Source organism: Cellulomonas sp. P1_C4 (genome assembly GCF_056406355.1).
Map to the genome: position 1 here is coordinate 1 of NZ_JBFUAI010000029.1, position 13,903 is coordinate 13,903.

The following is a 13,903-nucleotide window of genomic DNA, read 5'->3' on the forward strand; positions in this document are numbered from 1 at the left end:
CGGCTCGGCTGCCTCGCGTCCGGCCGCGCCGCGACCGACGTCCGCCGCCGCACCCCGTGCGACGACGCCGCGTCCGGCCTCGGCCCCGCGTCCCGCGACCACGCCCAAGCCCGCGACGCCCGCAGCTGCAGCCCCGGCCGCAGCCGCGCCGAAGCCGGCCACGCCGAAGCCGGCAGGAACGCCGCGGCCCGCGCCGCGGCCGGGTCCGGCGGGGTCCGCCAAGACACAGACCAGCACGACGGCCTCGGAAGAGGCCAGCTGAACCAGCACGAACGGACGGCCCGGCCCACCGGTCGGACCGCACCAGACGAGTCGTACGAACCCGTGCGATGTGAACGACAAGGAGACACGGCAGCCATGCCGAAGAACAAGACGCACTCCGGTGCCAAGAAGCGCTTCCGGGTCACCGGGACCGGCAAGGTCATGCGCGAGCAGGCCGGCGGTCGCCACCTGCTCGAGCACAAGTCGAGCCGTCGCACGCGCCGCATCGCCGGCGACGTCGTCGTCTCCGCCGCAGACGCCCCGAAGATCAAGAAGCTGCTCGGTAAGTGACCCCGGGGGCGCCCCGGCGCCCCGGTCACTCGGCCCGAGCCTGAGACAAGCAAGGAGCATCACGTGGCACGCGTGAAGCGGGCGGTCAACGCCCAGAAGAAGCGCCGTACGACCCTTGAGCGCGCTGCGGGTTACCGCGGCCAGCGTTCGCGCCTGTACCGGAAGGCGAAGGAGCAGGTCACCCACTCCCTCGTCTACGCGTACCGCGACCGCAAGGTGCGCAAGCAGGACTTCCGCAAGCTGTGGATCCAGCGCATCAACGCGGCGTCCCGCGAGCAGGGTCTGACCTACAACCGCCTGATCCAGGGCCTGAAGCTCGCGGGCATCGAGGTGGACCGCCGCGTGCTGGCCGACCTCGCCGTCAACGACGCCGCGACGTTCAACACGCTCGTGGCCGCCGCGAAGGCTGCCCTGCCCGAGGACGTCAACGCGCCGAAGGCTGCGTGACCCTCGTCAGCCGCTGAGCCCGACCGCCCGATCGCCCCGCCGCCGCGGGGCCGGGCGGCGGCTCGGTGCACCCGGAGCCCCCGGAGTCGAAACGACTCGCGGGGGCTTCGTCGTACCCGGGCATGATGTCCCCGTGGCTGACGAGATCCTGACCAACCCCCGCGCCGAGCGCGTCAAGGCCGTGCGGGCGCTGGCCGGACGGTCCGTCCGCCAGCGCGCCGGGCGGTTCGTCGTCGAGGGTCCGCAGTCCGTGCGCGAGGCGGTGCTGGCGGCCGACGTGCACGACGTGTACGTGACCGAGGCCGCCGCGCAGCGCTACCCGGAGATCGTCGGCGCCGCGCGCGAGCGACGCATCCGGGTGCACGTCGGGACCGCCGAGGTCCTCGACGCGATGAGCCCGGACGCTCAGCAGGTGGTCGCGGTGGCCGCGCTGACCTCGCACACCCTGGGCTCCGTGCTCGCCGACCGGCCGCGGCTCGTGGCGGTCCTGGCGCACGTGCGCGACCCCGGGAACGCCGGCACCGTGATCCGCGCCGCCGACGCCGTCGGTGCCGACGCGGCCGTGCTCACCGCGCAGAGCGTCGACGTGCACAACCCCAAGGTGGTCCGGTCCACGGCGGGGTCGCTGTTCCACCTGCCCGTCGTGACGGGGGCGGACCTCGCGCCGGCGCTCGACGCGCTGCGCGCCGCGGGCCTCACCGTCCTGGCGGCCGACGGGGCGGGCACCCACGACCTGGACGACCTGCTCGACGTCGCCGGGGACGCGCCCGACGGGGTGCCCGACCTCGCGCGGCCGACGGCGTGGGTGTTCGGCAACGAGGCGTGGGGACTGCGCGACGAGGACCGGGCGTTGGCGGACGCCGTGGTGCGGGTGCCGATCCGCGGTCGTGCCGAGTCGCTCAACCTCGCCACCGCGGCGACCGTCTGCCTCTACGCGAGCTCGCGGGCGCAGCGGTGAGGTTGTTCGCCGCCGTCTGGCCGCCCGAGCACGTGCTCGACCACCTCGACCTCGCGCTCGCCTCCGTGCGCGGCGCCCCGTCGGGTCTGCCGTCGGCCGTGCGCTGGTCGGCCCGCGAGTCCTGGCACCTCACGGTCGCGTTCTACGGTGACCTGCCGGACGGCGCGGTGCCGGGCCTGTCCGCCGACCTGGCCGAGGTGGCCGCCCGCACCGCACCGTACGAGCTCGCGCTGCACGGCGCGGGTGTGTTCTCGCACCGGACCCTCTGGGTGGGCGTCGCCGGGGACCTCGCCGTCCAGCGGGCGCTGAGCGTCGGGTGCGTCGAGGCGGGGGAGAGCGCAGGCGGCGTCCCCGACAACCGTCMGCGGGACCGCCCGCACCTCACCGTCGGGCGGGTGCGTCCCGGCAGCGGCCCACCGCGCCGTCGGTCGTCGCGCTCAGACCGTCCGGGCCAGCGACCCGACGGGCAGGGTCCCGACGACGAGGGCGTGGCCGCCGGTCTGGTGCGCGCGCTCGCCGTGTACGACGGCCCGCGGTGGCAGGTGGACCAGCTGCTGCTCGTGTCGTCGCGCCCGGGCGCCGGGCGCGGTGGCGGCCCGCTGTACGAGACCGTCGGGACATTCGCGCTCGGCCGGTAGCCGACCGCCGTGGCAGGATGACCCCATGACAGCGCGTGCGCAGGCGGCCGGTGGTCGCCGATTTCCCGGGCCCGTTCCCGGGCCGCGCTGACGCGCACCTGAGCAGGCCGTCCACCGCTGGACAGGCCGCACAGCCCCGGATCGGGCGCCCCTAGACTTGTCCGCTGGTCGGCGCGCCCTCGCGCGCGGGCCTCGGCCGTGCCTGTGCCGGCCGCCCCAGAACGCACTGGAAGGTCAGGATGTCCGACGACACCGCCCTGTCCCCGCTCGATGCCCCCGGCATCGAGTCCGCCGTCGAGGACGCGCTGAAGGCCCTCGCGGCCGCCGCTGACCTCGACGCTCTGAAGTCCGCTCGGCTCGAGCACGTGGGGGAGCGCAGCCCGATCGCGCTCGCCAACCGTGCCATCGGCGGCCTCGCCCCCGCCGACAAGGCCGTCGCCGGCAAGCTGCTGGGCCAGGCGAAGGGCCGCCTCGCCGCGGCGCTCGCCGAGCGGCAGGCCGAGCTCGAGGCCGAGCGTGACCTGCGCGTGCTCGTCGAGGAGTCCATCGACGTCACGCTGCCGAGCGACCGGCGCCCGCGCGGGGCCCGGCACCCGCTGGAGACGCTGTCCGAGCGCATCGCCGACATCTTCGTGTCGATGGGCTGGGAGATCGCCGAAGGCCCCGAGCTMGAGGCGGAGTGGTTCAACTTCGACGCGCTGAACTTCGGGGTCGACCACCCGGCGCGGCAGATGCAGGACACGTTCTTCGTCGAGAGCCCCGGTCTTGTCTTGCGCACCCACACGTCGCCCGTGCAGGCCCGCACTCTGCTCGAGCGCGACCTCCCGGTCTACATCGCCTGCCCCGGCAAGGTGTTCCGCACCGACGAGCTCGACGCCACGCATACGCCCGTCTTCCACCAGGTCGAGGGCCTGGCGGTCGACAAGGGCCTGACGATGGCGCACCTCAAGGGGACGCTCGACCACTTCGCGCAGGCGATCTTCGGGCCCGAGGCTCGCACGCGCCTGCGGCCGTCGTTCTTCCCGTTCACCGAGCCCAGCGCGGAGATGGACCTGTGGTTCCCGCAGAAGAAGGGCGGGGCCGGCTGGATCGAGTGGGGCGGCTGCGGGATGGTCAACCCGAACGTCCTGCGCGCGTGCGGGGTCGACCCCGACGTCTACTCGGGCTTCGCGTTCGGCATGGGCATCGAGCGCACCCTGATGCTGCGCCACGGCATCGCTGACATGCACGACATGGTGGAGGGCGACATCCGCTTCTCCACGCAGTTCGGGACGGAGATCTGATGCCGCGCATCCCCCTGACGTGGCTGGCCGAGCACGTCGAGCTCCCTGCGGGGCTCACGGCCGAGCAGCTCGCGGCGGACCTGGTCCGCGTCGGGCTCGAGGAGGAGGCGATCCACCCCGCGGCCGTGTCCGGCCCGCTGGTCGTCGGCCGCGTCGTGGAGCTCACGCCGGAGCCGCAGAAGAACGGCAAGACCATCAACTGGTGCCGGGTCGACGTGGGACCGGAGCACAACGAGGCCGGCGGCGCCCCCCGGGGCATCGTCTGCGGCGCGCACAACTTCGTCGTGGGCGACAAGGTCGTCGTCGCGCTGCCCGGAGCCGTGCTGCCCGGGCCGTTCCCGATCGCGTCGCGCAAGACGTACGGGCACGTGTCCGACGGCATGATCTGCTCGGCCCGCGAGCTGGGGCTGGGGGAGGACCACGCCGGGATCATCGTGCTGGCCACCCTCGGGCTGGACCCCGAGATCGGCGCCGACGCCCGCGAGCTCCTGGGCCTCGGCGACGAGGTGCTCGAGATCAACGTGACGCCCGACCGCGGGTACTGCTTCTCGATGCGCGGCGTGGCCCGCGAGTACAGCCTGTCGACGGGCGCCGCCTTCACCGACCACGGCCTGCCGACGACGGACCTGCCCCCCGTCGGCGGCGGCTTCGCGGTCGAGATCGACGACGCGGCTCCGCTGAACGGTGTCCCCGGCGCCGACCGGTTCGTCGCGCAGATCGTGCGCGGTGTGCGGGCGAACGACCCGTCGCCCGCCTGGATGCAGCGCCGCCTGCAGCAGGTCGGCATGCGGCCGATCGGGCTCGCGGTCGACGTGACCAACTACGTGATGCTCGACCTGGGCCAGCCGCTGCACGCCTACGACCTGGCCCACCTGGCCGGGCCGATCGTCGTGCGGCGCGCCAACCCGGGCGAGCGGATCCGGACCCTCGACGACGTCGACCGTGTCCTGGACCCCGAGGACCTGCTCATCACCGACAGCCCCGACGGCGCGCGGGGATCCCGACCCATCGGGCTCGCGGCCGTCATGGGCGGCGGGGACAGCGAGGTCGGCGCGGGGACCACCGACCTGCTGATCGAGGCGGCCCACTTCGACCCCACGACCGTCGCGCGCACCGCCCGCCGCCACAAGCTGCCGAGCGAGGCAGCCAAGCGGTTCGAGCGCGGCGCGGACCCCGCGCTGCCGCCGGTGGCCGTCGCGCGCGCGGTGGCGCTCCTCGTCGAGCTGGGCGGCGGCGTCGCAGACCCGCACCTCACGGATGTCGACGAGCGCGTGCCCGCGCCCGCGTTCGAGCTCGACCTCGACCTGCCCGCGCGGCTCGTCGGGGTCGCGTACACGGCCGATGAGGTGCGCGAGACGCTCGTGTCGATCGGGTGCGTCGTGGAGGACGCCGGTCCCGGCGTGGTGCGCGTGCAGCCGCCGTCGTGGCGGCCCGACCTCGTCGTCGGCGTCGACCTCGTCGAGGAGGTCGCACGGCTGCGCGGGTACGAGGCGATCCCGTCGATCGTGCCCTCGGCGCCCGCCGGTGCCGGTCTCACGCCGGGGCAGAAGACCCGCCGCTCGGTCGCGCGCGCCCTGGCGGAGTCGGGCCTGGTCGAGGTGCTCAGCTACCCGTTCGTCGGCGCGGCCCAGCTGGACGCGCTCGGCCTGGCTGCGGACGACGACCGGCGCCGGGCCGTCCGCCTGGTCAACCCGATCTCCGACGAGCAGCCGTTCATGCGGACGAACCTGCTGGTCACGCTGCTGGACACGGCGCGTCGCAACGTCGCCCGGGGTGCCGGCGACGTGGCGGTCTTCGAGCTCGGTCTGGTCACCCGGCCGTTGGTCGATGCGCCGGCGGCTCCGCAGCTGCCCGGCGGCGTCCGGCCCTCCGACGAGGACCTTGCCGCCCTCGACGCGGCCGTGCCACCGCAGCCTCGCCGGGTCGCGGGCGTGCTCGCCGGCCTGCGCGAGCCCGCGGGCTGGTGGGGGCCCGGGCGTCGCGCCGACCACACCGACGCCCTCGCGTCCGCCCGGCTCGTGGCCGAGGTGGTCGGCGTCGAGCTGGTCGCCACGACCGATGCCGAGCACGCGCCGTGGCACCCCGGGCGGTGCGCGCGCCTCACCACGGTCGACGGCACGCTCGTCGGCCACGCGGGCGAGCTGCACCCGAACGTGGTGACGGCCCTCGGGCTCCCCGCCCGCGCGTCGGCGTTCGAGCTCGACCTCGACGTGCTGCTGGCAGCGGCGTCGCCCGAGCCGCTGCAGGCCGAGCCGGTGTCGACGTTCCCCGTGGCGAAGGAGGACGTCGCCCTGGTGGTCGACGTGAGCGTGCCCGCGGCCGACGTCCTGCACGCCGTGCGGGTCGGCGCGGCGGCGAGCCCGGCCGGCGACGTCGTCGAGGAGGTCCGGCTGTTCGACGTGTACACCGGGTCGCAGGTGGGCGAGGGCTCCAAGTCGCTCGCGTTCTCGCTGCGGCTCCGCGCCGACGACCGGACGCTCACCGCGCAGGAGACGGCCGCCGTCCGCGAGGCGGTCGTCGCCGAGGCGAACCGCAGGTTCGGGGCGACGCTGCGCGCCTGACCCGAGCCGACCGAGGCCTCCGCGACCCCGTGGTCGCGGAGGCCTCGGCGCGTCGGAGGCCCCACGACCGCTGTCATGGGACGAGTTCACGCAATAGTTACCTGCGAGTAGTTGCGGCAAATCGGACGATCCCGGAAGGTGGTCCCCGGCCGCCACGAGCGGCCACTGACGTTTCCCCGACGAAGGAGAACTCCACGTGCGCCGTGCCATGAAGTCGATCAGCGGGGGCGTCGCAGCCCTCGCTTTTGCGTTGACGGGCGGTGTGATCGTGGCCGGCTCTGCCCAGGCCTCGGTCGGCACGACGCCACGGGTCCTGATCAACGAGGTGTACGGGGGCGGCGGCAACAGCGGCGCCACCTACACCAACGACTTCATCGAGCTGGTGAACGCGAGCCCCGACACGGTGGACGTGACGGGCTGGTCGGTCCAGTACGCGTCCTCGGCGGGCGTGAACTGGCAGACGACGCCGTTGACCGGCGTGATCGCCCCCGGCGCCGCCTACGTCGTCGTGGAGGCCGCGGGTGCCGCCGGGACGACGCCGGTGACCGGCAGCGCGACGGGCACGATCCCGATGAGCGGGACGGCGGGCAAGGTCGCGCTCGTGTCGTCGACGACGGCCCTGGCGTGCGGGGGCGTCGAGTGCGCGGCGCTGGCTCCCGTCGTCGACCTCGTCGGATACGGCTCGGCCGCCACGGGGTACGCGGGCAGCGGGCCGGCGCTCGGTGCCTCCAACACCCAGGCGGTGACACGCAACGCCACGCTGACCAACACGGCGGACAACGCGGCCGACTTCGCCGCGGCCGCCCCCACCCCGGGCGTCGTCGGCAGCATCCCGCCGGCCACCCCGACGGCGGCGACGATCGCCGAGATCCAGGGCTCGGGCGCCACCTCGCCGCTCGCCGGGAAGACGGTCACCACGGACGGCGTCGTCACCGCGGCCTACCCGACGGGCGGCCTGAGCGGCTACGTCATCCAGACTCCGGGCTCGGGCGGCGCCAGCGACGCGACGCCGGGCGCGTCCGACGCCGTCTTCGTCTTCTCCTCCGCCACCGCGGGCTCGGTCGCGATCGGTGACCACGTCCAGGTGACCGGCGCGGTCTCCGAGTTCAACGGGCTCACGGAGATCTCGGTCGCCGCGGCGGCCAACCTGGTGAAGCTTGACGCCGCCGCGCCGGTGACGCCGGTCTCGGGCACGTGGCCGACCACCGACGCCGCGCGCGAGGCGCTCGAGTCGATGCTGTTCCAGCCGACCGGCGACCTGACCATCTCCAACACCTACTCCACGAACCAGTACGGCGAGGTGGGCCTCGCGGCCGGCACCCTTCCGCTGATCCAGCCCACCGAGGTCGGCCGTCCGGGCTCGCCCGAGGCGGCCGCCGCCGTCGCGGACAACGCGGCCCGCGGCGTCGTGCTCGACGACGGGTCGTCCACCAACTTCCTGTCGGCGGCCAACTCCAGCCTCACGCCGCCGTACGTCTCGCTGACCAACCCGGTCCGCGTGGGCGCCTCGGCGACCATCACCGCGCCGGTCGTCGTCGACTACCGGAACAACGTCTGGAAGCTCAACCCGACGCAGCCCGGACCGGCCGCCGTCACGTTCGAGAACGACCGGACGAAGGCCCCGGCGGCGGTCGGTGGCGACCTGAAGATCGCCTCGTTCAACGTGCTCAACTACTTCACGACCCTGGGCGCGACGACCGCGGGCTGCACGTCGTACAACGACCGCACCGGCGACCCCGTCACGGTCAACACGGGCTGCGCGCCGCGCGGCGCGTGGGACCCGGCGGACCTCCAGCGGCAGCAGGACAAGATCGTCGCCGCGATCAACGCGCTCGGTGCCGACGTCGTCGGCCTCCTCGAGATCGAGAACTCGGCGACGGTCGACGGGGTGCCGGACGAGGCGCTCGGCACGCTGGTCGCCGCCCTGAACAAGGCCGCGGGCTCCGACGTGTGGGCGTTCGTCCCGTCGTCGACGGACCTGCCCCCGGCCGCCGAGATGGATGTCATCACCAACGCGCTGATCTACAAGCCGGCCGCCGTCGAGCGCACCGGCCCGTCGCGTGCGCTCGGCACGCTGAGCGGCGACGACCAGGCGTTCGGCAATGCGCGCGAGCCGATCGGGCAGACGTTCACGCCGGTCGGCGGGGGCGAGCCTTTCTTCGTCGCCGTCAACCACTTCAAGTCCAAGGGCTCGGCGGGCCCGTGGCCGGGCGACGCCGACACCGGTGACGGGCAGGGCGCCTCGAACGAGTCGCGCGTCCGTCAGGCCGAGGCGCTGCGCGACTGGATCCCGACGGTGCAGGGCGCCGCGAAGTCGGTCGCTCTGGTCGGTGACTTCAACTCGTACACGCTCGAGGACCCGCTGCAGACGCTGTACGACGCCGGCTACACGGACGCCGCGACGACGCTCGCCGACGGTCAGTACTCGTACTCGTTCAGCGGCCTGACGGGCTCCCTCGACCACGTGCTCCTCAACGGCCCCGCCCTGAAGCGGGCCACCGGTGCGGACATCTGGGAGATCAACGCCGAGGAGTCCATCGCGCTCGAGTACGACCGGTACAACTACCACGGCACGCTCTACTACGCGCCGGACCCGTACCGGTCCTCCGACCACGACCCGGTCGTCGTCGGCCTGGTGAAGGGTGCGGCCAAGCCCATCAACCTCACGCTCCTCGACATCAACGACTTCCACGGGCGGATCGACGCCAACACGGTGAAATTCGCGGGCACCGTCGAGAAGGAGAAGGCGGCGGCCCTCGCGGCCGGCAGCCCGGTCGCGTTCGTCTCCGCGGGCGACAACATCAGCGCCTCGCTGTTCGCCTCGGCAGTCCAGCAGGACCAGCCGACGATCGACGTGCTCAACGCGCTCGAGCTCAACGCGTCGGCGGTGGGCAACCACGAGTTCGACAAGGGGTTCACGGACCTCACGGACCGCGTCATGAAGAACGCGAAGTGGGACTACCTCGGAGCGAACGTCTACCTCAAGGGCACCACGACGCCGGCGCTGCCGGAGTACTCGATCCTCGACATGGGCGGCGTCACGGTCGGCGTCATCGGGGCGGTGACGGGGGAGACCCCCTCGCTGGTCAGCCCCGGCGGCATCACGCAGATCGACATCGGCGACCCGGTCGACGCCGTCAACCGCGTGGCCGCGCAGCTCAGCGACGGCAACGAGGCCAACGGCGAGGCCGACGTCCTCGTGGCCAGCTATCACGAGGGCGCCAGCGAGGGTCTGCCCAACGGCACCCTCGAGGACGAGGTAGCCCAGGGCGGCGCGTTCGCCAAGATCGTCGACCAGACGGCGGCCAGCGTGGACGCGATCTTCACCGGTCACACGCACCAGCAGTACGCGTGGGCCGGACCCGTCCCGGGCGAGCCCGGCAAGACCCGCCCGGTCCTGCAGACGGGCAGCTACGGCGAGTACATCGGCGAGGTCGTGCTGACGGTCGACCCGAGCATCGGCGAGGTCACGGCGCACACGCAGAAGAACGTGCCACGCCTGGCCCCGCCGACCGGCACCTCCGAGGCGGCGTTCGCCGCGCAGCTGGTCGCCGCGTACCCGCGCGTCGCGCAGGTGGACAAGATCGTCACGGCGGCGCTCGCGTACGCCAGCACGGTCGGGTCGGTCCCGGTCGGCTCGGTCAAGGCCGACATCACCACCGCCTTCACTGGGGGGACGTACGGTCCGACGGGCTACACGGCCGCGACGACCGCACGTGACGACCGGGCCAGCGAGTCCACGCTCGGTGACCTCGTGGCCAACGCGCTGCGGGACACGCTCGCCCCGGCGAACCTGGGCGGCGCCGAGATCGGCGTCGTCAACCCGGGCGGGTTGCGGGCCGAGCTCTACTACGCCCCGGACGGCGTCGTCACGACGGCCGAGGCCAACAGCGTGCTGCCGTTCGTCAACAACCTCTGGACGACGTCGCTCACGGGCGCCCAGTTCAAGGTGATGCTCGAGCAGCAGTGGCAGACGAACGCGGACGGCACCATCCCGACGCGGCCGTACCTCCAGCTGGGACTGTCGGACAACGTGACGTACACGTACGACGCCGCGGCGCCCGCGGGTTCGCACATCACGTCCATCACGGTCAACGGCACGCCGATCGACCCGGCGGCGAGCTACCGGATCGGCACGTTCTCGTTCCTGACGACGGGTGGCGACAACTTCCGCGTCGTGGCCCAGGGGACGGATGCGCGCGACTCGGGCCTCGTCGACCGGGACGGCTGGATCGCCTACCTGCAGGCGCACCCGGGCCTGACCCCGGACTTCGCCCGCCAAGCCGTCGGCGTGCCGACGGTGCCGTCGACGGTCACGGCCGGCGCCACGCTGGCGTTCCCGGTGACCAAGCTGGACCTGACGAGCCTCGGCTCGCCGTTGAACACCAGCCTGGACATCCGGCTCGACGGCACGTCCATCGGGACCGCAGCCGTGAGCGGCGGCAACGCGAACGTCTCGGTGACCATCCCGGCGGCCACGGACGCGGGGGCCCACGCCCTCACGCTCGTGGCGAGCCCGAGCGGCACCACGGTGACGCTCCCGCTCACCGTCGAGGCGGACATCCCGTCGTCGACCACCGCGCTCACGGCCTCGTCGCCGAGCCAGGTGTTCGGGTCGTCGCAGCGGGTCACGCTCACCGCGACGGTCACGGCCGACGTCCCGGTGGCCGGATCCGTCGAGTTCGTCGCGGGTGACACCGTGCTCGGCTCGGCGACGCTGCAGGGCGGCACCGCGACGCTGCGGCTCCCGTCGACGACACCGGCGGGCAGCTACGACGTGGTCGCGCGGTTCGCCGGCGACGCCACCGTGACCGGCTCGGAGTCGGCGCCGGTGACCGTCGTGGTGAAGAAGGTGACGACGACGACCGGGTTGTCCGTGACGCGCGGCTTCCTGTTCATCCCCTCGATCGTCTTCGCGACGGTCTCGTCGGACATCGGTCGGGTGCCGTCCGGCACGATCGAGATCCGCGAGGGGACCACGGTGGTCAAGCGCCTGAACGTGGTGCTGGGCGTCGCCGTCGGCACGGTGCCGTCGGGTCTGCACACCTATACGGCGACGTTCGTCCCGTCCGACACGGACAACGTGTCGCCGAGCACGAGCGCACCGGTCAGCACCCGCTGATTCGCACGCGCGAAGGCCCGCGCCCAGCACCGGGTGCGGGCCTTCGTGTCCCTGGACGTAGTCGTGGTACGCGGGCACGTATTGCCCAGCGCGCCGGCTCAGCCCACCTCGCGGGACAGCAGCGCGACGACGACCGAGCCGCCCTTCGTCGCCTGCTCGCCCACACGCCCGAAGCCGAGCCGCTCGTGGAACGCGAGCGACTGCGGGTTCGGCGGCTCGAGGTTGACCTCGCAGGTCACGACGCCAAGGCCGAGCTCGCGTGCCCGGGCGTCGACCGCCGCGTACAGCGAGCGACCGATGCCGCGGCCGTGGGCGGTGGGCGCGACCACGATCCGGTCGACGTACAGCGAGCCCGGCACGTGCGTCGAGAACCAGCGGTAGTTCTCGCTCGCGTAGTCGGCGCCCGGCGCCAGCGCGAGGACGAAGCCGGCGGCCTCGCCGTCGAGCTCCGCGACGAGCGCGACGTCGCACACCGGGACGTGGGCGGTCAGCCCGTCGAGGCCGAGCCCGTTGACTGCGGGCACGGCGGCGTCGTTGAGCTCGGCGAGCGCGGGCAGGTCCGAGGCGACGACCCGTCGCAGGGTCAGATCGCGCACGAGTCGTCGACGCAGGCCGCGGCGTCGGGGTCCGCGGTGGCCAGCGTCTGGAGCGGGTTCGCCTCGCGCCAGCCGGCCTCGAGCAGCTGCGCGAAGACCTCGGCGGGCTGCGCGCCCGAGACGGCGACGCGGCGGTCGACGACGAAGAACGGCACGCCGGTCACGCCGAGCGCACGCGCCTCGTCCTCGTCGGCACGCACTGCGTCCGCGTGCGCGCCGCTGGCCAGCGCGGCCCGCACGGCATCGGCGTCGAGCCCGGCACCGCTGACGAGCCGCACGAGGGTCTCGTCGTCACCCAGGTCCGCGCCGTGCTCGAAGTGCGCCGAGAACAGCGCCTCGAGCGTGCGCTCGGCCAGCTCGGCGCCGCCGGTCTCCCGCGCGAGGTGCACCAGGCGGTGTCCCGCGAAGGTGTTGACGGCGAGCGCCCGGTCGAAGTCGTAGGCCAGGCCTTCGCCGGCGGCCACGGCGGTGACCTGCGCGAACATCTGCTTCACGCGGTCGAGCGGGATCCCCTTGTGCTCGGCCAGCGCGTCCATCTCGGGCCGCCCCGGGCCGATCGGTGTGCTCGGCGACAGCTCGTACGAGCGCCAGGTCACCTCGACGTGGTCGCGGTGCGGGAAGTCGGCCAGGGCTGTGGCGAAGCGGCGCTTCCCGATGTAGCACCACGGGCAGGCGATGTCGGACCAGACCTCGACGTTCAGCGTTCGGACGGGGGACAACATGTCGATCGTCACGGGAGGAGAAGGACCTTTCCGGTCGTGGAGCGCGACTCGAGCGCGCGGTGGGCCTCGGCCGCGTCGGCCAGGGGGTAGGTGGCGYCGACCCGCACGTCGAGCTCGCCGGCGCGGACCGCGTCGAACAGCTCGCGCGAGCGCCACGTCAGCTCCTCGCGGGTGGCCGTGTGGTCGTCGAGCTTGGGTCGGGTGAGGAAGACGGACCCCGCGGCGTTGAGCCGCTGCGGGTCGAGCGGCGGGACGGCGCCGGAGGAGGCGCCGAACAGGACGAGCGTGCCGCGGCGGTGCACCGACGCCAGCGAGGCGTCGAACGTGTCCTTGCCGACGGAGTCGTAGACGACGTGCACCCCGCGACCGTCGGTCAGGGCCCGCACCTCGGCCGGCAGGTCGCGCGTGAGGTCGTCGAGCTCGCGGTACCGGATGACCTCGGACGCGCCGGCCTCGCGCGCCAGCCGCTCCTTCTCCGCGCTGCCGACGGTGGCGATGACGCGGGCGCCGCGCCGGGACGCGAGCTGGGTGAGCAGCAGGCCGACGCCGCCGGCGGCGGCGTGCACGAGCACGTCGTGCCCCGGCTGGAGGGGGAACGTGGAGGTGACCAGGTAGTGCGCGGTCATGCCCTGCAGCGGGAGCGCGGCGGCGACGTGGTCGGACACGCCCTCGGGTACGAGCAGGGCCTGCGACTCGCGCACGGTGAGCAGCTCGGCGTACGACCCCGGCGCGGCCGACCACGCGACGCGGTCGCCCACGGCGATCTCGCTGACGTCGGTCCCGGTCGCCACGACCACGCCGGCGCCCTCCGAGCCCACGACGTGCGGGAACGGGATCGTGTACGCGCCGGAGCGGCGGTAGGTGTCGATGAAGTTGACGCCCGCGGCGGCGACGCGGACGAGGACCTCGTCGGCCGCGGGCTCGGGGTCGGGGAGGTCGACCAGCTGGAGGACGTCGGGACCGCCCGGGGCGGTGGCCTGGATCGCGCGCACGGTGGCGGAACGCGGCGGCATCCGATCCTCAT

The 13,903-nt window shown here is 73.6% G+C and carries 11 protein-coding genes; 7 read left to right on the top strand and 4 right to left on the bottom strand.

All coding sequences use genetic code 11. The features are described from left to right. A partial coding sequence (locus AC1DYZ_RS18845) for a hypothetical protein (protein ID WP_477066648.1) occupies window positions 1-270 on the bottom strand: 270 nt, incomplete at its 3' end. Window positions 271-357: 87 nt separating this feature from the next. Here AC1DYZ_RS18845 and rpmI point away from each other — a divergent pair. From rpmI to AC1DYZ_RS18880, 7 genes are all read left to right on the top strand, one after another. Next, window positions 358-552 carry a 50S ribosomal protein L35 gene (rpmI, locus tag AC1DYZ_RS18850; protein WP_370505309.1) on the top strand — a complete coding sequence of 65 codons (195 nt, stop codon included), beginning with the start codon at window positions 358-360 and terminating at the stop codon, window positions 550-552. A gap of 63 nt (window positions 553-615) precedes the next feature. Next, a complete protein-coding gene (rplT, locus tag AC1DYZ_RS18855; protein WP_055921876.1) occupies window positions 616-999 on the top strand; it encodes a 50S ribosomal protein L20 in 384 nt (127 codons plus the stop codon). Between the two features lie 133 nt (window positions 1,000-1,132). Then, window positions 1,133-1,957 carry a TrmH family RNA methyltransferase gene (locus tag AC1DYZ_RS18860; RefSeq protein WP_477066649.1) on the top strand — a complete coding sequence of 275 codons (825 nt, stop codon included), beginning with the start codon at window positions 1,133-1,135 and terminating at the stop codon, window positions 1,955-1,957. Further along, window positions 1,954-2,595: an RNA 2',3'-cyclic phosphodiesterase gene (gene thpR / locus AC1DYZ_RS18865; protein ID WP_477066650.1), complete on the top strand. Its 642-nt coding sequence runs from the start codon at window positions 1,954-1,956 to the stop codon at window positions 2,593-2,595. The genes AC1DYZ_RS18860 and thpR overlap by 4 nt, the downstream gene beginning before the upstream one ends. A gap of 239 nt (window positions 2,596-2,834) precedes the next feature. Further along, on the top strand, window positions 2,835-3,878 hold the full coding sequence (pheS, locus tag AC1DYZ_RS18870; protein WP_477066651.1) for a phenylalanine--tRNA ligase subunit alpha: 1,044 nt from the start codon (window positions 2,835-2,837) through the stop codon (window positions 3,876-3,878). After that, window positions 3,878-6,439 carry a phenylalanine--tRNA ligase subunit beta gene (pheT, locus tag AC1DYZ_RS18875; RefSeq protein ID WP_477066652.1) on the top strand — a complete coding sequence of 854 codons (2,562 nt, stop codon included), beginning with the start codon at window positions 3,878-3,880 and terminating at the stop codon, window positions 6,437-6,439. Before pheS ends, pheT begins: the two co-directional genes overlap by 1 nt. A 208-nt stretch (window positions 6,440-6,647) precedes the next feature. Next, the gene (locus tag AC1DYZ_RS18880; RefSeq protein ID WP_477066661.1) at window positions 6,648-11,561 is read left to right on the top strand and encodes an ExeM/NucH family extracellular endonuclease; all 4,914 of its coding nucleotides are present in this window, start codon (window positions 6,648-6,650) and stop codon (window positions 11,559-11,561) included. Window positions 11,562-11,659: 98 nt separating this feature from the next. On the opposite strand, the gene AC1DYZ_RS18885 is transcribed toward AC1DYZ_RS18880, so the two are convergent. Genes AC1DYZ_RS18885 through AC1DYZ_RS18895 form a run of 3 tightly spaced genes read right to left on the bottom strand, consistent with a single transcriptional unit; the run spans window position 11,660 to window position 13,871 of the window. Further along, window positions 11,660-12,157, bottom strand: coding sequence for a GNAT family N-acetyltransferase (locus AC1DYZ_RS18885; RefSeq protein ID WP_477066653.1), 498 nt, complete (start codon window positions 12,155-12,157; stop codon window positions 11,660-11,662). Beyond that, on the bottom strand, window positions 12,145-12,879 hold the full coding sequence (locus AC1DYZ_RS18890) for a DsbA family oxidoreductase (protein ID WP_477066662.1): 735 nt from the start codon (window positions 12,877-12,879) through the stop codon (window positions 12,145-12,147). Before AC1DYZ_RS18890 ends, AC1DYZ_RS18885 begins: the two co-directional genes overlap by 13 nt. A gap of 8 nt (window positions 12,880-12,887) precedes the next feature. Then, complete coding sequence (locus tag AC1DYZ_RS18895; RefSeq protein ID WP_477066663.1) at window positions 12,888-13,871, bottom strand: quinone oxidoreductase family protein; 984 nt, start codon at window positions 13,869-13,871, stop codon at window positions 12,888-12,890. Window positions 13,872-13,903 lie beyond the last annotated feature (32 nt).

Excerpts from the sequence above, each read along its gene's own strand:
- pheT (WP_477066652.1), top strand. The coding sequence starts at position 3,878 with ATGCCGCGCATCCCCCTGACGTGGCTGGCCGAGCACGTCGAGCTCCCT.
- rpmI (WP_370505309.1), top strand. The coding sequence starts at position 358 with ATGCCGAAGAACAAGACGCACTCCGGTGCCAAGAAGCGCTTCCGGGTC.
- AC1DYZ_RS18890 (WP_477066662.1), bottom strand. The coding sequence starts at position 12,879 with ATGTTGTCCCCCGTCCGAACGCTGAACGTCGAGGTCTGGTCCGACATC.
- AC1DYZ_RS18880 (WP_477066661.1), top strand. The coding sequence starts at position 6,648 with ATGAAGTCGATCAGCGGGGGCGTCGCAGCCCTCGCTTTTGCGTTGACG.